The 19,846-nt window shown below is 37.3% G+C and carries 23 protein-coding genes; 13 read left to right on the top strand and 10 right to left on the bottom strand.

Translation table 11 applies throughout. From position 1 onward, the window contains the following. Positions 1–211: 211 nt before the first annotated feature. The 5 genes from DIS06_RS05405 (at position 212) to DIS06_RS05380 (ending at position 5,251) form a co-directional block, all read left to right on the top strand. Positions 212–1,597, top strand: a complete 1,386-nt coding sequence (locus tag DIS06_RS05405; RefSeq protein ID WP_110112219.1) for a sucrose-specific PTS transporter subunit IIBC — start codon at positions 212–214, stop codon at positions 1,595–1,597. A 25-nt stretch (positions 1,598–1,622) separates the two neighbouring features. Further along, positions 1,623–2,570, top strand: a complete 948-nt coding sequence (locus DIS06_RS05400) for an aminoimidazole riboside kinase (RefSeq protein WP_110112218.1) — start codon at positions 1,623–1,625, stop codon at positions 2,568–2,570. Between the two features lie 447 nt (positions 2,571–3,017). After that, a complete protein-coding gene (gene yidC / locus DIS06_RS05390) occupies positions 3,018–3,785 on the top strand; it encodes a membrane protein insertase YidC (RefSeq protein WP_110112216.1) in 768 nt (255 codons plus the stop codon). Between the two features lie 455 nt (positions 3,786–4,240). Then, complete coding sequence (locus DIS06_RS05385) at positions 4,241–4,738, top strand: GNAT family N-acetyltransferase (RefSeq protein ID WP_110112215.1); 498 nt, start codon at positions 4,241–4,243, stop codon at positions 4,736–4,738. A gap of 15 nt (positions 4,739–4,753) precedes the next feature. After that, on the top strand, positions 4,754–5,251 hold the full coding sequence (locus DIS06_RS05380) for a GNAT family N-acetyltransferase (protein ID WP_110112214.1): 498 nt from the start codon (positions 4,754–4,756) through the stop codon (positions 5,249–5,251). Between the two features lie 197 nt (positions 5,252–5,448). On the opposite strand, the gene DIS06_RS05375 is transcribed toward DIS06_RS05380, so the two are convergent. The 3 genes from DIS06_RS05375 to DIS06_RS05365 all read right to left on the bottom strand — a co-directional run bounded on the left by DIS06_RS05375 (position 5,449) and on the right by DIS06_RS05365 (position 7,958). Further along, positions 5,449–6,312 (bottom strand): glycerophosphodiester phosphodiesterase, encoded by an 864-nt coding sequence (locus DIS06_RS05375; RefSeq protein ID WP_110112213.1) that lies wholly within the window; start codon positions 6,310–6,312, stop codon positions 5,449–5,451. 198 nt (positions 6,313–6,510) lie between these two features. Next, positions 6,511–7,152 carry a class F sortase gene (locus DIS06_RS05370; RefSeq protein ID WP_239421893.1) on the bottom strand — a complete coding sequence of 214 codons (642 nt, stop codon included), beginning with the start codon at positions 7,150–7,152 and terminating at the stop codon, positions 6,511–6,513. Beyond that, positions 7,152–7,958: a DUF4397 domain-containing protein gene (locus DIS06_RS05365; RefSeq protein WP_110112212.1), complete on the bottom strand. Its 807-nt coding sequence runs from the start codon at positions 7,956–7,958 to the stop codon at positions 7,152–7,154. Before DIS06_RS05365 ends, DIS06_RS05370 begins: the two co-directional genes overlap by 1 nt. Positions 7,959–8,242: 284 nt before the next feature. Between DIS06_RS05365 and DIS06_RS05360 the strand changes: the two genes are divergently transcribed. Then, on the top strand, positions 8,243–9,133 hold the full coding sequence (locus tag DIS06_RS05360; RefSeq protein ID WP_110112211.1) for a YitT family protein: 891 nt from the start codon (positions 8,243–8,245) through the stop codon (positions 9,131–9,133). A 37-nt stretch (positions 9,134–9,170) separates the two neighbouring features. On the opposite strand, the gene DIS06_RS05355 is transcribed toward DIS06_RS05360, so the two are convergent. The 3 genes from DIS06_RS05355 to DIS06_RS05345 are packed head-to-tail and all read right to left on the bottom strand — an operon-like array spanning position 9,171 to position 10,715. Continuing rightward, the gene (locus DIS06_RS05355; RefSeq protein WP_110112210.1) at positions 9,171–9,623 is read right to left on the bottom strand and encodes a hypothetical protein; all 453 of its coding nucleotides are present in this window, start codon (positions 9,621–9,623) and stop codon (positions 9,171–9,173) included. 10 nt (positions 9,624–9,633) lie between these two features. After that, the gene (locus tag DIS06_RS05350; RefSeq protein WP_110112209.1) at positions 9,634–10,413 is read right to left on the bottom strand and encodes a hypothetical protein; all 780 of its coding nucleotides are present in this window, start codon (positions 10,411–10,413) and stop codon (positions 9,634–9,636) included. 11 nt (positions 10,414–10,424) lie between these two features. Continuing rightward, complete coding sequence (locus tag DIS06_RS05345; protein WP_110112208.1) at positions 10,425–10,715, bottom strand: hypothetical protein; 291 nt, start codon at positions 10,713–10,715, stop codon at positions 10,425–10,427. Positions 10,716–10,968: 253 nt separating this feature from the next. Between DIS06_RS05345 and DIS06_RS05340 the strand changes: the two genes are divergently transcribed. After that, positions 10,969–11,700 (top strand): alpha/beta fold hydrolase, encoded by a 732-nt coding sequence (locus DIS06_RS05340; RefSeq protein WP_110112207.1) that lies wholly within the window; start codon positions 10,969–10,971, stop codon positions 11,698–11,700. Between the two features lie 58 nt (positions 11,701–11,758). Here DIS06_RS05340 and DIS06_RS05335 read toward each other — a convergent pair whose 3' ends face one another. Beyond that, positions 11,759–12,361 carry a DUF3885 domain-containing protein gene (locus tag DIS06_RS05335; RefSeq protein WP_110112206.1) on the bottom strand — a complete coding sequence of 201 codons (603 nt, stop codon included), beginning with the start codon at positions 12,359–12,361 and terminating at the stop codon, positions 11,759–11,761. 370 nt (positions 12,362–12,731) lie between these two features. Between DIS06_RS05335 and DIS06_RS05330 the strand changes: the two genes are divergently transcribed. The 3 genes from DIS06_RS05330 to DIS06_RS05320 all read left to right on the top strand — a co-directional run bounded on the left by DIS06_RS05330 (position 12,732) and on the right by DIS06_RS05320 (position 14,874). Then, positions 12,732–13,073, top strand: coding sequence for a hypothetical protein (locus tag DIS06_RS05330; RefSeq protein WP_110112205.1), 342 nt, complete (start codon positions 12,732–12,734; stop codon positions 13,071–13,073). 167 nt (positions 13,074–13,240) lie between these two features. Beyond that, the gene (locus DIS06_RS05325; RefSeq protein ID WP_110112204.1) at positions 13,241–13,954 is read left to right on the top strand and encodes a CAP domain-containing protein; all 714 of its coding nucleotides are present in this window, start codon (positions 13,241–13,243) and stop codon (positions 13,952–13,954) included. Positions 13,955–14,658: 704 nt separating this feature from the next. Next, a complete protein-coding gene (locus DIS06_RS05320; protein ID WP_110112203.1) occupies positions 14,659–14,874 on the top strand; it encodes a hypothetical protein in 216 nt (71 codons plus the stop codon). A gap of 44 nt (positions 14,875–14,918) precedes the next feature. On the opposite strand, the gene DIS06_RS05315 is transcribed toward DIS06_RS05320, so the two are convergent. Next, positions 14,919–15,494 carry an HD domain-containing protein gene (locus DIS06_RS05315; protein ID WP_110112202.1) on the bottom strand — a complete coding sequence of 192 codons (576 nt, stop codon included), beginning with the start codon at positions 15,492–15,494 and terminating at the stop codon, positions 14,919–14,921. A gap of 78 nt (positions 15,495–15,572) precedes the next feature. On the opposite strand from DIS06_RS05315, the gene DIS06_RS05310 reads away from it, so the two are divergent. The 3 genes from DIS06_RS05310 to DIS06_RS05300 all read left to right on the top strand — a co-directional run bounded on the left by DIS06_RS05310 (position 15,573) and on the right by DIS06_RS05300 (position 17,432). Then, positions 15,573–15,974, top strand: coding sequence for a secondary thiamine-phosphate synthase enzyme YjbQ (locus DIS06_RS05310; protein ID WP_110112201.1), 402 nt, complete (start codon positions 15,573–15,575; stop codon positions 15,972–15,974). A gap of 344 nt (positions 15,975–16,318) precedes the next feature. Beyond that, positions 16,319–16,891: a GNAT family N-acetyltransferase gene (locus tag DIS06_RS05305; RefSeq protein WP_110112200.1), complete on the top strand. Its 573-nt coding sequence runs from the start codon at positions 16,319–16,321 to the stop codon at positions 16,889–16,891. A gap of 37 nt (positions 16,892–16,928) precedes the next feature. Continuing rightward, on the top strand, positions 16,929–17,432 hold the full coding sequence (locus tag DIS06_RS05300; protein ID WP_110112199.1) for a PCYCGC motif-containing (lipo)protein: 504 nt from the start codon (positions 16,929–16,931) through the stop codon (positions 17,430–17,432). Positions 17,433–17,779: 347 nt separating this feature from the next. On the opposite strand, the gene DIS06_RS05295 is transcribed toward DIS06_RS05300, so the two are convergent. Together DIS06_RS05295 and DIS06_RS20710 are read right to left on the bottom strand one after the other, a co-directional pair. Beyond that, positions 17,780–18,688 (bottom strand): BMQ_0737 family morphogenetic spore coat protein, encoded by a 909-nt coding sequence (locus DIS06_RS05295; protein ID WP_162595894.1) that lies wholly within the window; start codon positions 18,686–18,688, stop codon positions 17,780–17,782. 288 nt (positions 18,689–18,976) lie between these two features. Further along, positions 18,977–19,657: a C40 family peptidase gene (locus DIS06_RS20710; protein WP_110112197.1), complete on the bottom strand. Its 681-nt coding sequence runs from the start codon at positions 19,655–19,657 to the stop codon at positions 18,977–18,979. Between the last annotated feature and the right edge of the window lie 189 nt (positions 19,658–19,846).

Raw genomic sequence — 19,846 nt, 5'->3', positions numbered from 1 at the left:
ACGAATAATGCCGAAAGAGATAAAATGAAACCGTATTAATCATATCGATTGGGATTGTGACTGGTAAGGCAGGCAAGACCTAAAACATGTAGAGAAAAGGACACCCTTTTTGTATCCTTTTTTGCCTATGTTTTAGGTCTTTTTTGTTTTTTTAGACTTATGAGATGAGCAAAAGTAACGAATCCTAATAAAAATTAGAGGAGGATGAATAATGGATCCAAAAGAAACAGGAAAGAAACTCGTCCCCCTTTTGGGTGGGAAAGAAAACGTTGTCAGCGCACAACACTGCGCGACGCGACTTCGTCTTGTTCTTCGGGATGAAAGCAAAGTTGACCAAAAAGGACTTGATGAGCTCGATGACATAAAAGGTGCTTTTTCAAACTCTGGTCAATTTCAAATTATCTTTGGAACAGGGCTAGTGAACAAAGTCTATGCATCGTTTGCAAATGAAATTGGTCTTCAAGAAGAAAAGAGTGAAGAAGCGGCTAATCATCAAGATGAAATGAAGAAAAAAATGAACCCGTTTGCTCGCTTTGCCCGTGTATTATCAAATATCTTTGTTCCAATCATCCCAGCGATTGTCGCAAGTGGTTTGTTAATGGGATTACTTGGAATGATGCGTGCATTTAAGTGGGTATCAGAAGATAGTGCGTTATTTGTACTACTCGATATGTTCTCAAGTGCAGCGTTTATTATTTTACCGATTTTAATTGGATACTCAGCAGCAAAAGAATTTGGAGCCAATCCTTATTTAGGTGCGGTTATTGGTGGAATTTTAACACATCCAAACTTACTAAATCCTTGGACGTTAGCAGATGCACAACCAGAGTACATGACGTTTTTAGGGTATGAGTTCCCACTCTTAGGTTATCAAGGTACGGTTGTTCCGATTTTACTTGCGATTTATGTGATGAGTAAAATTGAAAAAGGACTGCGTAAAGTTGTACCAAATGCAATTGATTTATTAGTGACACCATTTGTAACTGTGATTATGACAGGCTTTATTTCATTAATTATCATTGGACCATTTGGAAAATACATTGGTGATTTAATTTCAGTTGGCTTACAATCGCTTTACAATACAGCTGGATTTGTTGCCGGAATTGTATTTGGTGGACTGTATTCAACCATTGTATTAACAGGCTTACAACACAGCTTCCATGCCATTGAAGCGGGGTTAATTGCGAATCCGAAAATTGGTGTCAACTTCTTACTACCAATTTGGGCGTGTGCGAACGTTGCACAAGGTGGAGCTGGTCTAGCGGTTTATTTTAAAACGAAAAATAAGAAAACAAAAGAAATTGCGATTCCTGGTGCTGTTTCTTCGTTTTTAGGAATTACAGAACCGATTATTTTCGGTGTCAACTTAAAGTTGCGTAAACCATTTATTGCAGCAGCCATCGGTGGAGCTGCTGGTGGTGGATATGTTGTATTGATGAATGTAGCAGCGAATGCATACGGCTTAACAGGTATTCCGATGATGGCTATTGCTGCACCACTAGGGATGTCAAACTTAATTCATTATATTATTGGAATGGTCATTTCAATCGGTGTTGCATTTACGATTACATTCTTTATGAAGTTAAAAGAAGATTAATGTTTCCATGAAGGAGAGAGAGAGCATGAAAAGTGGTGTTATTTCATTAGGTGAAGCGCTAATCGACTTCATTCCGCTTGATGAAACAAATCTGACGTATCAAAAAAGTCCAGGTGGAGCTCCTGCCAATGTAGCGGTGGGGGTAGCACGCCTTGGATTACCTTCTACATTTTTAGGGAAAGTAGGAAATGATGTATTAGGTCGTTTTCTACAAGATACATTAAAAAGTTACGGTGTAAATACATCAGAGCTCACATTAACAGAAGAAGCCAGAACGGGCGCTGTGTTTGTGACACTTGCAGAAAATGGTGAGCGCAGTTTCGATTTTTACATCGATCCAAGTGCAGATCGGTTTTTACGTGAAGATGAAGTGAATGAAGATGTATTTAACCAACATCGAATTCTTCATTTTGGAACCATTTCAATGATTAGCGAACCTTCGCGTTCAGCAACAATCAAAGCGGTAAAGTTTGCAAAAGAACAAGATGTGGTCGTTTCGTTTGATCCGAACATCCGTCTTACACTTTGGAAAGATGAAGAGAAGCTAAAAGAAACAATCCTTGAAATGATTCCGTATGCAGATGTACTCAAAATTTCTGAAGAAGAGCTTGCTTTCATTACAGGAATTGAAGACATTGAACAAGGTATTGAAGCGTTAGCTCACTATGAAATTCCGCTACTCATTGTGACATTAGGAGCAGAGGGCAGTTACGCAATTGCAAAAAACGCACGCGTAAAGGTAGAGGCAATGAAAGTAAACGCAGTGGATACAACAGGAGCTGGTGATGCTTTTGTATCAGGAATGCTTTACTGTGTGAATGAGTACAAAGGAAAGCTTTCTGACTTAACGGAAGACGATCTACGTCAATTTGGTCGCTTTGCGAGCGTGTCAGGCGCATTAGCAGCGTCAACAAAAGGAGCAATGACAGCTCTTCCGACAATTGAAGAAGTGAAAGACATTTTAACAAAGTAAAAAAGTGACTCGGTGAATGCCGAGTTATTTTTTTTGGAGCTTTTTAATCAGATTACCTTTAATTATGATGAACAAAGTTGTGAAATACGTGTGTACATGCTACACTCATATAGTATAAATGTCGTTTATGAAAGAGGTCGACACATGGAATTTTTTTATCAAGACCTATTTATATATGTACCGTATGTGTCTACTATTTTGTTCTATGTTATTTGTTATTACATTGTACGAGAATCTAGACATTTATTGTTTCATTCTCAACGCTTTGTATATGAAACAGATATAACCATAGATCGCTCGGTTTTCCTATTGTGGAAGCGCCTTAATTTATTTACGTATATATATAAGAAGAAACCGATGAAAGAAAAGAATAATGATGACGAAGATTCTTTCCTTCTAATCACTTTATAACGTAAACTATTTCACTTTTTAGGAGGAACAGAATTGATGAAACGAAAATGGATTTTATTGGTAGCGTCATTGATGCTACTATTAACAGGTTGTAGTATGAGTGAGCCAATTACATCAGAAAGTACAGGGATTTGGGATCACTACTTTGTGTATCCAATGTCTGTTGCCCTTACAACAATGGCTGAATGGCTTGGTGGTAATTTTGGACTTTCTATTATCGCAGTAACGATTATTATTCGTCTTGTGTTGTTACCACTTATTATGAAACAGCAAAAAAGCACAATGGCTATGCAAGCGTTACGTCCTGAGATGGAAAGCATTCAAAAGAAATACGCAGGGAAGAAAGATCCTGAATCACAGCAAAAAATGCAAAAAGAGATGATGGGACTTTATCAAAAACATCAAATTAATCCGCTTGGTGGATGTTTGCCAATTTTATTTCAATTTCCAATCATTATGGCATTCTACTATGCGATTGGACGTACAACCGCAATTGCTGAACATTCCTTCTTATGGTTCAGCCTAGGGCAAGCAGACCCATATCATATCTTACCGGTTGTGGCTGCAATCACTACATTTTTACAAATTCGTGTAAGTATGACGGATGAAATTCAGCCACCAATGAAAATGATGATGAATATTATGCCAGTATTCGTTTTAATTGCTGGTTTTACACTTCCATCAGCATTAGCGCTATACTGGGTTATCGGTAACGTATTCGGTATTATTCAAGGTTACTACTTGAAAAAGCGCATGGAGTTATTAAAAAGTAAAGATGCTTCTCAACCTATCGTATCTAAATAAATTAAAAAATTAGCTTCTGATATTAAATGGGCTAAACGAATAAGAGGATATTATGTTCAATATATGAGCATATATCCTCTTTTTTATCCGGATAAAAAAACTAATGCTCACCTCTAAAACGACCTCTTTTTCAGCTAACGGGTGCTTTAGAAAAATTGAAAAGTTCTATCTTTTTTTAATTAGGTCTTCATAAGCTCTGAGAACTGAGGTGTTTTTATGATAATTTGTAGAAGGACTTGTAAAAAATACCTTGACTTGAAAGCCGTTGCATATCGTACACTGATTTTAGGAAATATTGGATAAGATGGCGTAACTTGTGTGAGAGCAAGGCGTGACATCGTGATAAAATGAGATGATTTGTAGATAAAGTAAGGGGGAGCTTCTAAAAGGAAGCTTCTTTATTTTGGCTAGAGAGAAAAAAGGATAAACTAGTACAAGGAAGTGAGGGGCAAGGAATGAGAATTCGAAAAGGAACGTCAGAAGATCTTTTAACCATTATGAGTATGGTAAACGATACGGTAGAAATCATGAAAGAAGAGGGTGTGGATCAGTGGGATGAAACATATCCTGTTCGTTCTATTTTTGAGCGTGATATTCAACAAGGTGGGCTATATGTGATGGAGGAAGATGATCAGGTTATTGGTTCTATTACTGTTGATCAAAATGAGCCAGACGAATACAAGCCGATTGATTGGAGAAAACAAGGAGAGGCTTATACGTTTCATCGCCTTGTTGTAGATCCAGCAGTTCGTAAAGGCGGAATTGCTACAAAGCTAATTGCACATGCTGAGAGTGTGGCTAAAAATAGCGGCGTACTTTATATGAAAGTTGATACGTACTCGTTAAACAAAAAAGCACAAAACGTATTTAAAAAGAGCGGATACAAACAAGTCGGCACGATGTCTTTCCATGGCAAAGATAATCCATTTTACTGTTATGATAAAATCTTATGATGCAAAGGTGACAAGATGATTCGGTTATTAACAAAAAATGATGTCGAAAGTTACTGGGCTTTACGTTTACAAGCTTTGAAAGATCATCCAGAAAGTTTCGTAAACAGTTATGAAGAAGCACAAGAAAAAGAATTAACAGAGATTCGAAAGCAATTTCCCCAAGAAGCTAGTCGCTTTCTCGTTGGTGCTTTTTTAGAGAATCAGTTAGTAGGGATTGTCGGCTTTGAACAACGCAAACCTCTAAAAGTGAAACATAAAGGTGATATATGGGGGATGTATGTGGCACCTGTTGCAAGAGGGAGTGGAACAGGGAAGAAGCTACTTCAATACGCAGTTAATCATGCAAAGAAAATTGAAGAGCTAACACAAATTTACCTTGTCGTAGCTGCAGAAAATAAAAGTGCTCGAGGGTTATATGAAAAGTTGGGATTTGAGGGTTATGGCTATGAAAAAAATGCATTAAAAATCAATGGTACATTTATTGATGAACAACATATGATGCTTATTTTGTAAAACAACGATGTTTCAGGTTTATAACAATTGTGTAACATCTCTTGAGTTTAATTTTGCTTAGACTATAATAAAATTGTGAGAAGCAAAAAGAAGTATGTGTGGAAACACGTAGCTAGAAACTCCTACGACAAAAAAGTCGGCCGATGTTCATCATCGGCCGACTTTTTCAGATTGACGAGAAACCCTCTGGGTTCTCGTCAATCTGAACCATGATACAACACACGATATAGCACATCCGGCGTATTGGTAAACATACCAGTGACACCCCAACGAATGAGTTTTTCCATGTCTTTCTCCTCATTTACCGTATAAGGATGGATATCAAAGTGATGTTCGCGTAAGCGTTGAATATACGTTGGATTTAATGAAGAGGCATTAGGTCCGATGCCAACTGCATATGTTTGTAATTCTTGAATTTGTTTATCAGAGATTTTGGCATGTCTTGCATATTTAATGAGTTGAACGAGTTTTAGTTTTGGATCGAGTTTATGAAGGGTTTGTAAGCTCTTTTTACTAAATGATTGAATCATTACTCTGTCTTGATCGATGTCATATTGCTTTAACTTACTTAAGAGCTTTTGTTCCATTTTCACACCGTATTGTGGCGATTTTGTTTCAATATAGTATTGTACATCGTTGCCAAAATGTTGGAAGATTTCATCAATGGTTGGCACTTTTTGTTTGGTGTACAGTGGCTTGGCTAAGTGTGGATATCGTTTGTTAAACGTACTTCCTGCATTTAGCTTTTTAATGTCTTCTAGCGTTAAGTTTTTAACAAAGCCAAACCCATTTGTTGTACGGTTGACTGTTAAATCATGCATCGCAACAAGGTGACCATCTTTAGTTGATTGTAAGTCGATTTCAATATAGTCACTGCCCATTTTTTTTGCTAGTTCGTAAGCAGCGATGGTGTGCTCTGGTGCATAGGTTGAAGCTCCTCGATGAGCGATAATAGATACTGACTTGGCTGTGTTTTTGCTAGGAGATTGATCGTACGCAAAAGCACAAACAATACAGGTTAACAGTGTTGTGATACAAAGCAATAAAACTTTACTTTTCATACGACTACTCCTTTCATGATGTGATCTCCTTTAGAATAGCAAATCAATGTGAAGGTTATGTAAAGAATTTATGCGTGATTATTAGTTTTTGTTGAAGTGACCATAGTTATGAGTAAAGATAAAAAAACATCCCTTGTTATCCACCTCATCACATAGATGGATAAACAAAAGGGATGTTTTGCTAACTTTTCATCGACTTTAATTACTTGCTGTTGTACCTGTGCTTTTTAGTTCAGTGTACACAACGAGTCGTTCTTCGTGTGTTCCTTTTTTACGATCAAAAAGTCCGGTGCATGTAATTAAGTTGAGCTGGCGATTGTATGTTGGGCCAAAAATATCGCGGATGGGTGCTTCATCGCGTGGGTACGCTTCTTTTTCTTTAACAACAAATGTGAGCACTTGACCGTTCTCATCTGACACCAGAACTTCATCACCAACTTCAAGCTTTTCCAAATGATAAAAAATGGCAGGGCCTGTTTTGTCATCAACGTGACCAGCAAGTACAGCATTTCCTTCTCGGCCAGGAACGGTACCAGGTTCAAACCAAGCGACAGTTTCACCGTCATCAGGTACACCCATTTGTCCGTCTTTTGTTAATCCCGTTTCTTCAATGGGAGCTTGAATGTTTAGTGTAGGTATGGATAGTTGAGATGGGGTAGAAACCTCCGCTTTCTCATTTGCTTCAAAAGAGCTGTTATGAGCGGCGGCCTGAGTTTCTACCATTTTAGCTTTTTGAATGGTCGGCTCGGACTGTACAATGCTTGTTTCTTGATGCATGCACCCGACTAATCCAAAGAGAGCAAAAGCACTGAAAATAGCGATCCATCTCAATTGTTTCATTACTTTTGGTAGCCTTTTTGGCGACGTAATACGACTAATGCAACAATTCCCATACCTGCGAACGCTAAGACAGGAAGAATTGAACCAGATTGTTCAGAAGCGCCACCCATACCTGTTTTTGGCATTTCAGAAGGCATTGCTGTTGCATCTTTTAATACTAATGGTTCAATGCTGTCAGCTGTGTTAACCGCTAATACTGTATAAACTGTGTTTGCTTCTAAGTTTGTACCTGCTAAATCAAGAACTTGCTGGTTACCTTCAGCCGTTGTCACAGCTAAATCATATGTACCAGCATCTACTTCTGCGTAGTCTGATACATTAGGGAATGATAAGTTTTCAAATAATGTTGGACCGTCTGTTACACCTACATTTACAGCTGGCGCATCAGGAGAAAAGTGACCAACACGAACTTTTGCTTTTCCTTCTGTTGTGTTCATTTCATCTTCTAATACTTTTAAGTCTAGATTAGCAACTTGGTTAATCGCTGCAACTGTGTATGCTTTTCCGCCATCTACAGTTAAATCCGTTGCAATAACAGGATCTTCTTGACCTTTTGTACCTGCTGCATAAATTTCTACTTTATGCGTACCTGCTGGAACACTTAAGTAATCCGTTGCTGCTTTAAAGGCAGCACCCTCTACTACTGCTTCATCGTTCACGTATACATCTACTGCTGGAGCATCAGGGGAAGCGTGAACAATACGCACCATTGCTTCCTCAGCAGTTTGTGCAGATGCTAAGCTTCCTGAAAATGTTAAAACCATTACAGCTAGCAAAGAAGTAAATAAACCTTTGATTTTTTTCAAACCTTCCAACTCCTTTAATTTGTATAATATTTGTTTAACATTTGCGCAAATGTTGTACACCTATCTTATACCCATTATGTAAAATTGAAAACAGTTGAATGTGTTGTTAATTGTGACAATTTATTCAAGGCAAAAAATGGGTGATGTTACGCACTATTAGGATGTGTAATTTTTACCAATCTATACATTCTTTTTATCTTTTAGTAGTTATCATTAGAAGGAAATATCATACATATATAAAGATGAATGAAACAGCTAGTGTACGAAAAGAAAGGGTGTGAGCAATGAGTGTTCAAATGATTGAAAAGCCCAAACATGAACATCAAGCGTTGTCAACTCGTCAAATTATTAAGCGTGCATGCTTTATATTTATTGGAGCTATATTCATGGCGGTTGGTTTAGAAGTATTTCTCGTTCCAAATCAAGTCATTGATGGCGGAATTGTTGGGATTTCAATTATTTTGGCGCACTTAACAGACGTAAAGCTAGGGATTTATATTTTTGTGTTTAACCTCCCTTTCTTTTTTATAGGATATAAACAAATTGGAAAAACGTTTGCGATTTCTACGTTGTTTGCCGTTTCTGTTTTATCGATGGCCACGTTACTGTTTCATTCAATTCCTGCGTTTACCACAGACACATTGTTAGCTGCTGTATTTGGTGGAATGGTGTTAGGGGTAGGAGTTGGACTTGTTATTCGTTATGGAGGTTCGTTAGATGGAACAGAGATATTGGCCATCTTATTTAACAAACGCACCCCTTTTTCTGTTGGTGAAACGATTATGTTTTTTAATTTGTTTATTTTAGGAAGTGCAGGGTTTGTGTTTGGATGGGACCGAGCGATGTATTCATTAATGGCTTATTTTATTGCTTTTAAAACGATCGATGTGGTAATACAAGGATTAGACGAGTCAAAATCTGCCTGGATTATTAGTGAAGAATATGAAAAGATTGGTGAAGCCATTTTAGCCCGCTTAGGAAGAGGAGTGACCTATTTAAACGGAGAAGGTGGATATACCGGTGATGATAAAAAAGTGATTTTTTGCGTCATTACGAGGTTAGAAGAAGCGAAGTTAAAAGCCATTGTAGAAGAAATGGACCCAGCGGCTTTCTTAGCAGTTGCGAGTATTTCCGAAGTGAAAGGTGGGCGATTTAAGAAACGTGATATTCACTAACAATTAAACATCGAACGTGGATGCTTAATTGTTAGTGTTATGGCAACACAGCGGTTGCAAGTGCCAAATGCTCTTTTAGGACAAGTTTTACTTCCTCAACTTGATGCGGCAAGCACTCAACAATTAAAATGACTTCAGCGCTTTGAGGGTGCTTTTTGTATTTCTTTATGTATTTATAGTAAATGTAATTACATAAAAACCCGATGATAAACCCTGTCGCAGCACCAATTAGTCCCCAATAAATAGGCCCCCAGTCTAAATTAAACCCAACGCTTGCACCTATTACGGCAAACGCTGTTCCTAAAGCAGCGCCAGTATCAAATAAACTAATTCCATCTGAAGAATGTAAGGTATCAAATAGCGAAAGATTTTCTTTCTGTGCTTCAAGAGGAATGGCTAGTATTTGATACGGGCTAATTCCTTTTCGTTCAAGTGATGTGATGGTGAGCTCTAAATAGGTAGAGTGATTAAAAGTAGAAAAGATTTGCATGGCCAACTCCTTATTTTCTTAGCGGCAAGCGAAATCGGTAATGCTGATAATCGTTAATCAAGTAGTTTCGCTGATTGTTGTCAAACAGTTTGTTGTTTTCGACGGTGTTACTATACGCATCATAAATTGAAAAACCATAGATTGAAGGTAAAAACAAGAGCCATTCAGGGTTTAAAACCGCAGTGGATTGTGAAATATTCCCTGAGAATAAATAATGAATGGCTGGCAGAAAGTTAGCTTGGTAGTAGAAAACAACAACCCAAATAAGTGCAAAAAAGCCAGTTAATATTCTGTGAATATACAATTGCCCTGTACCAGGCATGAAGATAGACCAAATAATAGCAAGTATTGGATTTCGTTGATCTAAATAGTTTACTTCTAATGCACCGATACTAAACGTATTAAAAGGTGCATTTTCACGTTCAGCTAATACCGCTACTTTATTTAAATCAAGGGTTGTTCGATAGCTGTCCCAAATACCAAAAATATAGACAGGGATGTAAAGTAAAATCCATCTCGTATCAAGAATGTCTTTTGCACGGTCAATCTCTCCGCAAAACGAATAGACCATCGCTAAATTAAGATTAGCGTGAATGTTAATATACACTTCCCAAATAAATAAAACGAACCCTCTTAAATATTTTGATAATAAAAGATGACCAAATCCAGGAAAAGCTGCTGACCACCAAGCGACAATGTAAGGATTACGCACATGAACTTGGGTCGTTCCAAAGATGCTAATGTGAGCTTTAAAGCGTCTATACTTATTTGTTGATGTGAAATTGTTCATGACAGCATCCTTCAAGGTTGTTTTTTATAGTGTGTACGAACTGCGTCGTATTCATTCGTCTTTTTACGTGTTAGCTTACTTGTTACATAAGCAATCGTTGCATAAAAAAGGCCAAAAAGAAAAAGAGTTGGAAGTTTGTTTATGAAATGAATATTTCCCCAAATTAAAATGAAAGGTAAGAAAAATGCAACAATCATCCCGAGATATATTTTTCTAAATAAAAGCTCATAAATAATACCTGATAGAACAGATAGAAATGGAAAGCCAATCCATAAGTGAAAAGTGGAATCAAAAAATGGCATACATCATCACTCCTTTTTTGTTAGGATAAGTCACATTTCTGCATGTGTATCGTGTTAATTACTGGGTATACCTCGGAACACCATCATTGTTGCTTTTGTGCGAGAAACAGAGATAAACTATTCATACATAGAGATGTAAGCGTACTTAGATGAAGGTCGGGTGAAGGGAACAAAAGGGTCTAGGTGGTTGTTTGAAAAGTGATAGTAGATTGTTTAGTTCCACTTTTATAGATGAAAGAAAAGAGGGTGTCGTTTGAAGAAACTATTAAAGCTTGGGTTCGTTGCTTTCGTTGTGATAGTAATAATGGCAGCGTTAACTTTTTTCGTATGGTCACGTTTTGATTATGGTCCAACAAATGAATTAAACGAGTTAGTGCAAGAAGACCAACTAATGCCAACGAAACATTATTACGTTATTGAGCCTCCCGATCAACCTGTAAAAGGAGGATTCATCTTATATCCAGGTGCAAAAGTACAGCCGCTCGCTTACGCTTATTATGCACAGCAACTAGCAAAAAACGGTTATGTAACAGCTGTTGTAAGCTTTCCATTTAATATGGCGTTTTTTAGTGGTAATCGAGCTCATCAGGTAATCAATGATATCCCTAACGTAGAGAAATGGTTTATCGGCGGACATTCATTAGGGGGTGTGATGGCTGCGAACTATGCGTATGACAATCAAGCGAATATAGATGGTGTCGTATTTTTAGCTTCCTATCCGATGAATAAAAACGATTTTTCAACGACTGATATGCCTGTTCTATCAATTTACGGCGAGAAAGATGGCTTAACCACACCAGGTAAAATCAAAGAGACGAAAATACTCCTGCCTAAATCAGCAACCTTTATTGAAATAAAAGGCGGCAATCATGCACAATTTGGTTTATATGGAGAGCAAAAAGGAGACAAAGCTGCTACCATTTCAGCAAAAAAACAACAAGATCAACTAGTGAGTGAAACGGTAAAATGGTTAAATCGTCATTGAAAAAGGTCAATCTCAAAAAAGCAAACATTGCTCATTTGGGGTTGACCTTTTCTACTATTTACGGGCAAAGCCATGTTTGTTCATTCAGTTGTTGCGCATCGATGTCCACAATCCAGTGATGAAACTTCTTTTGAAGTCTTTTTAAAGGAAGTGGATTGTTTGACACAACATCTAATCCTCGGTCGTCATAAAGGTGGAAAACGGTATGCTTATTCATGTTTATAATATAACATTCTTCTTCTAAGGAAGGTTGGATGTGTAAATCCCGGTTGGCAATCGATTGAATGAGCAACTTATGTTTTAAATCGTCGGTTTTACAGTAAATAAAACATTCATTTCGGTTGGCCTCGGTTACTACTTGAATATCTTGTTTGGATAGCTTCGTTTTAATGAATTTTTTAACGTTCGATTCTTCATCTCGTTTTCGATCTCCACTTCTTTGCTTAAAAAGGACAAGAAGGTCGTCATTTTTATCATGTAGGAAGCTAAAGATGGCATAAGCTCGTTCATAGACATTCTTCATGTACTCCTTTTCCCATACTTTTTTTTGATTGCCAAGTTCAAAACGAATACCAGAAGGTGCGTGGTAGAACAAAGGAGCTTTTAGTTGAATGTTTGGAAATATTCTTTGGATGTAAGTGCGTAAGTTTGTTTTGTCCATAACCATCATCCTATCTATTAAGGTGTGTACGTACGTTTAAGTTGTTTTTATTCTATCACGGGCTTGGATGAATTTGTAATGATGATACATGTTTTAATAGAAAGGTAACAATCTTGTAATTTATTGATGTAGAAAATGAGAGATGACAGAGGAACTGTCATCTCTCATTTTCTAGACCTTTGAGGGTGGATTCGAGGAGTCATGTGACTGTTTGTTGCTTAGATATCTGCTTGAAAGAATGTGTAAGATTGTTTATTTAGGTTTACGTATGGATTAGTTAAAGTCAATTGGCTTGGGTGGAAGGATTGGAAGGTTATAGGGGCGAATTGGTAGGTAGTAGGAGTGTAAGGGAAAGGGGAGCGGGAGAATTGTGAAAAAGCAAGCGTTGTTAGCTGTTTTAGTTGTTGGGGTGTTGTTTTTTAGTTTATTCGGAAAGCTTGTTTTTCAAGAAGGAAATCCTGTGCCGGTTGTTATAGGTTTAATTCAGTTAGCGAATGGAAATGGAGTAGCGCAAATTGATAAGAAGCCTGAGAAATATATAGTAGCAGCGAACGATTATATGACATTTATTGAGCATAAAGAAAAGAATGGGTGGGCATTTCATCAACAAATTGGTGAGACGTTCATTTTTAAAAAAGATGATCAAGAACGTGTGTTTTCTAGTCATATGTTTACCGAAAACTATACAGTCATGATGTTAAATAATAAGTAGTAAAAATTACACCGTATACTATAAATTACTAGAATCGTTAAGGGTAGCCTTTTTCAAGGGTTATTGACGATTCTTTTTCTTTTTGGTAGTTTTTTCAGATTGAGAGATTGTGAGATATGAAGCATGATAAAAGAGGGGGTTCACACTAATCAGTAGGAGGAAAGAGAATGAAGAAATTATCAGTCATTGCAGCAAGTACTGTTTTAGCAACAACGATGTTTGGAGGAGCGAATGCAAGCGCTGCATCAAATGAGCAACAACCAACTACTTATCAAAAAGTGGTGTATACCTACAACTGTCAGTTTGATCAAGCTTATCTTGAGAATTTATTAAAGAAATATAATCTTCAAGTAAAGCCAGTTGAACAAACACCAGTCGCACAACCAACTCAGCAAGTGGAGCAAAAGCCAGCACCACAACAACCGGTACAACAGCCACAAGCAGAGAAGCCGGCAACAACTACAAACACAACTACTCAAGCAGCTGCTAGTAGTGTAAGTGAATACGAAAAAAAGGTCGCACAGCTTGTCAACCAAGAGAGACAAAAAGCAGGTTTGGCTCCTTTACAGTTAGATACAAAATTAAGTGATGTAGCAAGAGAGAAATCACGAGATATGATGAATAAAGGGTACTTTGATCATCAATCACCAACTTACGGTTCACCGTTTGATATGATGAAGCGTTTTGGTATTTCATATAAAGCAGCAGGTGAGAATATTGCAAAAGGTCAACGTACACCTGAAGAAGTGATGAATGGCTGGATGAATAGTTCAGGTCACCGCGCGAATATTTTAAGTAACAACTTTACACACATCGGTGTAGGGTATGTAAAAGGTAGCGATGGAACAACATACTGGACACAAATGTTCATTGGTAAATAAATAGATTTTCAACAATTCGCATGACGAATATAGAGTCCTGCCAAATGTTGAAAACCTACTAAAATGAGGCTGAGACATAAGTGTTTCAGTCGATAAGAAGAGGGTGTCCCAAAAGGTATAAACTTTTGCGCACCCTCTTTTTAGGTTAGCTTCTAAAATTAGTCCGTTGATTTCCGTTCCAGGCGCTTCGCTTTCCGCATCGCTTCGCTCTTGCGGGGTCTCACCTGACCAGCTGCGCCCGCAGGAGTCTTCGCGCCTTCCACTCCAATCAACTCAGCTTACGATATTTTTTTGCGCAAAAAAATACAAGAAAATCCCTCTTTTGTTATAATTAAGTCACCACAACAAAACCTATAAAATGGATGAAAAGTAAAAGAGGCGACTCTCAGATCGAATTTATTCAACCTTTTGAGTCAGCCTCATTTTTTGATTAAAAAACAAGTTTAAAAGAATAGTGGAATGGAGCGTAGGACACTCGACTCCTGCGGGAAATAGAGGAAAGGCTGAGACCCCACAGGAACGAGGAGGCTCAGGTTCCTCCCTGCAAAAAGCGAGTGGCTGGAGCGAAATGGAACGAACTTGTTGTGTAACATAACGATGACAGAAACGTTCTTGTTCGTTTTTGAGAAGGAATCATTTCGTTATGTCCCACTCTCATTTATTATCATTTTGATAACAAAGCGGATTTGTTTTGGGCAATTGTTGTGAAAGATTTTACATTGCTTGATCAAGAGATTGACAAAGTAGTGAAACAAGATAAGACACAACAAGAAAAATTGAAAGACCTATTAATGGGCTTTATTCGTTTCGGTCTCACACATCAGCAGCATTATGAATTGATGTTTTTGGCAAAAAACGAGGAAATACGTGAGTTAATCAATGAAGGACTAAAAGTAACCATTTCTTACATGAAGAAGTAAAACAAGTGAGGAGCATCAATAGGAATTTGATGTTCCCCACTCATTTAGATGTGAAATAGTTGAGCAACAAGATTGTTGTAAATGGTGAAAAGTTTTGGCGGATGAGGTGTATTCATCAAAAGCGCATCTGCAATGGATGAGTAGTACCACTGTTGTTCACGCTTAGGCGCATTAAATCTTTTCCATACATCCTCTCCATTTTGTTCATAATCTTGTAGGATTGATAGGAGATTGTGTGTTTTATCTGCACAAATGATGCACTTTACTTCAAGTGGTGCATGTTTAATCTTGTCAATTGTATGTTGTTTGCGCTCTTTCCACGGTTTTGCTTTATGAGGTTCAGACACTTGAGCGACAAGGCTAGCGACTTCTTTTCCAAATGTGTTTTCAATCGTTTTGATATCACAATCAGTATCTTCCACTACATCATGAAGCAATGTAGCGACCACGATGTCTTCTTTTAGTTGTTCATTTAATGCAACCTCTTTTAGTGCCTCCATCACGTACAATGTGGCTGTATATGGATGAGAAATGTAGCTAATGGTTGTTGCTTTTCGTTTTTGGCCTTCGTGTGCAATGGTTGCAAATCGAACAGCTTGATTAATACGTTCATAGTTCATCTAATCATTCCTCTCTTTTGAGTGTTGTTCTTTTTCTATGATAAGATAGTCATACCATACATAGTAGGAGTGAGATGCATGCTGAGAAAATATACAATTCGTACATCTACACGTGACGAAATGGTAGAGGTAACAGATACCGTTCAACAGTTAATGCGTGAAATGGGCGTAAAAGAAGGGACGATCATCGTTTATTGTCCGCATACTACGGCTGGAATTACTATAAATGAAAATGCAGACCCCGATGTGAAGAGAGATATGATTCGACGTTTTGACGAAGTATATCCATGGCATCATGAGCTAGATCGTCACATGGAAGGAAATACAGCTGCACATATGAAAGCAAGTACAGTTGGTGCCTCGCAACATGTCATTGTAACAGGTGGACAGCTTCTACTCGGAACGTGGCAAGGTATTTATTTTTGTGAGTTTGACGGCCCAAGAGAGCGAACGTTTTATGTAAAAGTGAGCAAAGAATAAAGAGAGGGTGTTCTTATTTGATGCAGAACCGACTTTTTGTATTTAAACGTTTTGTTTGAGTGACTGCCATGCACTTGCTAAATGATTTGCAATAGCAGTCTACCATAAAGACGTGCAAGTTGTTCACCGTCTTTATCATAGTTTGTATTCGTGTTGACGTCATACGTGTAAATTGTTCCTTATGTATCTCTTTCAATTCTCTTAGAATTAGTTTTTTTGCACATTTATCTTATCATGAAGATGAGAAAAGATTCAAAAAGTTTATGAAATAACAAGGGATTTTTTCACACATGTGGAATATCAATTAGTTAAACGTCACAAAAACTGGGAGGGGGATTGTTGAGGTGAATGTAACGATTCGGGACATGACAATCCATGATTTTGACGTAGTGCGCGATATAGCCTATGCAGGTTGGTATTATACATATAGTGGCATGATCCCTGTAAAACTCCAGCAGGCGTTTTTAGCAAAACATTATGAACAAAAACAACTATTACGTCGTATGCAGCATTCAATTACCCTTATTGTAGAAGAAAATGGAGAAGCGGTAGGGTTTGCAACGTTTGTAGTTCATGACAACGTAAATAAACAAGTAAAACTTGAAGCGCTTTATTTATACCCAACTCATTGGCGAAAAGGATATGGGTCAAAGCTTATTGATGAAGGGATGAAACGTTTAGTTGGTGTGGAAAGTTTACTTGTTAATGTGATGGCTGAAAATGCAGTCGGGCTGAACTTTTATAAAGCAAATGGGTTTGCGCAATTAAAAGTAAGTGAAGAAAGGCTGTTTACGTACCCGATTAAAATGATTACGATGCAATTAACCATTTCGCGATGGATGTTTTACAAACATCAAAATAAAACATTTCAAGGCAATTTCGTGAACACTGTTGAAGCCAATTCGAATTATTCGTAAACTAGTAGAAAGACAGTAGAAAAAGAGGGTACGAATAATGAAACGATGGCTAGTTACAATGATTGCATCTGGAAGTCTGGTGTTGGGAGCTTGTTCAAATGAAGAAGCAAATCAACATGAAAATCATCAGTCAAAAGAAGCTGTGCATACTGAGCACGAAGGGCATAGTGACATACGAGAAGAAACAGCGAGCGTGGAGGAAATGCCTGCTTTTTTAACGAACCACAATGATGATATGAAAGTGTTGTATTTAGCAGCTGCTAAGCATAAAGAATTACTTGAAAACATCCCTTGTTATTGTGGGTGTTCAAATGAGCTAATCGGTCATCGTAGCAATTATGACTGTTTCATTCATGAAACGAAAGAAAACGGTGCCATCGTCTGGGATGATCATGGAACAAAGTGTCAAGTTTGTTTAGACATTGCTGCTCAAGCGATCCTTGATTATAAAGATGGAAAATCGATTCAAGAAATACGAAGTGACGTTGATAAGCAGTACGAAGAGGGATATCCACAACCAACACCAACACCTGAAGTGTAAAAAAGACAATCACTTAGACTCTTAATGATAAAGGGTCTAAATGATTGTCTTTTTTTATATTTTATATGTTATAAAACAAGGGTATTAAACATAGATATGTTATATAACAGTTGGGGGTTAATAAACTAAAAGGAGAGGGTTAAGATGGAACAGACTGTGATTGAGAAAAAAGAAGAAGTGAATGAAAAGACAAACTTTGAGTGGATTGATGAATACCCAACCATTCTTGATATTATTAATGAATATTATGGAACATGTCGATAATCTGTATATCTTGCTATGGAATAGAATTAGTGATAAATAGTTTAAAAGACTCTATCGGAAGGAAGTTGATAGAGTCTTTTGCTTTATTTTAAATGAAACGATACGTTTTTTCGGTTCAGTGTCAAAGTGAGATGATGATTTCTTACAACCCAATCATACATCTTTTTAATACGAATAGACATGGCTTGCCTGTTTTGTGAAGAGGGAGGTGAAGAGGAAGATAGAAATGAAGTAAGTAGAAGTTCTGATGTTTGTGTACGAGGCTGAATGATGTTTCCTTTCATTTCAATAACGGATGATGCAAGTGATGTCAGACTTTCACATAATGAGATGGAAACAGTTAATTCTTGGAAAGTTGGTATACCATCTTCATTTTCCTCACATATAATAGTTGCCTCACATTCATATGCATCAATGGAAAAATTGATACCGGTTCCTTCAGGTGCCCATAAAACAAATCGTTCGAGTTGTTGAAACGGAATAGGGTTACTTCTACACGTTCCCTTTTCTGATACAACTTCTACAACGACAAAACCTCGCAATAAAGCGGTAATCTTTTGAACATCCGTCACTTCTCCATTTGGTAACGTCATTTGAATGGTTGAACGACGACCAATTTCGGTGAATGTTATTGTTTTTTTTTGTACGCCATTTGCATCGGTTAAAAAGCATCGAATCTCTAGCTTTTCTCCATTGCGACATGGATCAATAAATAGAGGAACTAAATCATAATGTAAAAGATGATTTTTATTTGAAAGAAGTACAAGCGTTTCTGACTCTGTTACATAATCAGGAGCTGTTACTTCAATAATAAGGTGTTCTGATGATGGTAAACGTGAGAAATTGTATTGACCATTTGCATCAGTTGTTGTTTGAGCAATGATTGCTTCTTGATCAAACAGTCGAATAAAAATGCTGGCGTTTACAAGGGGGAGTTTTGTTTGTGCATCGACAATTTGACCAGTTAGTGTGGAGTCACCTAAGAAATTCACTATTTTTGCTCCTTCCAACAAACGAATTGTTATATTGTATGTACAAAGTGTAAGGAAGTGAGGTGAAAATGAACATATAGGCGAAGGTTGTACCGTTTTTTATCATATAAGGGACTTTGGCAACCTTTGTTGGTTGTTAAAGACTAGTCTGATAGTCTGAAAAAGGTTGCTGGCTGTTTGCTTTGTCATAGAAAATCATTTTTTAAAAGGCACTAAGAACAGCTTTTAGGAAAGAGCGGTATGAAATAAGACCTCGCTACAAAAAGTAGACGAGGTCTTATGTCGTGATTATTGTGTAATTTTCTTCGCGCCAAGGTAACGAGGTTTCCAGTAGCTGTTATTTAAAGATGCAATCGATACACCTTTAGAAGAAGAGCTATGGATAAACTGGTTATTACCTAAGTAAATACCAGCATGAGATGCACCTTTTTTATATGTCTCAAAAAAGACAATATCACCAACGGCCGGTTTCGACACTTTTTGTCCTTTTTGATACATAGCATCTACTGTTCGAGGTAGTTGAATTCCCGCACTTTGTTTAAATACATATCCAAGAAATCCGCTGCAATCAAATCCTTTAGGTGTCGTACCTCCCCATTTATATGGAACGCTTGAATGCTTTTTTGCTTCCGAAACAAGAGAATTCACGTTAAATGAAGATACCCCTTTTACGTTTGATTTCTTACTAATTGGTAACTTTGCAATGGTTTGTTTTCCAACAATACCATCCGCATTTAAACCGTGTGCTCTTTGGAAAGATTGTACAGCCACTTTTGTATCATAATTGAAGAAATTCGATACAGGATGTTTTAAATGGCCTGAAGCCTTTAGTGCGGTTTTTAATTCTGTTACATCACTATGTTGCATACCTTGCTTTAATACTCTGTCACCAAGAGCTGCTTCACTGACAATTGGACTACTCGTTATTAAAACACCAGCTACTGTAAGAGCGGCTATGAATTTTTTCACAATTATGTACCTCCTGAAAACGATTCCCTTTAAGTACATTTATCATATCACCATTCGACATCATTTTACGTTACAGTTTCTTTACAATCGTAAAAGTTGCGTTTGAAAGAAGAATAATAGGGAATTATGAACGTATTTGTTGATAACAATCGGGTTTTATAGAGGTAGACTAATATATTTAATAATCGG

The sequence above is a fragment of the Bacillus sp. CGMCC 1.16541 genome (assembly GCF_003184905.1).
Taxonomy (GTDB): Bacteria; Bacillota; Bacilli; order Bacillales; family Bacillaceae_H; genus Priestia.
This window is presented reverse-complemented; position numbering and strand designations above follow the sequence as displayed.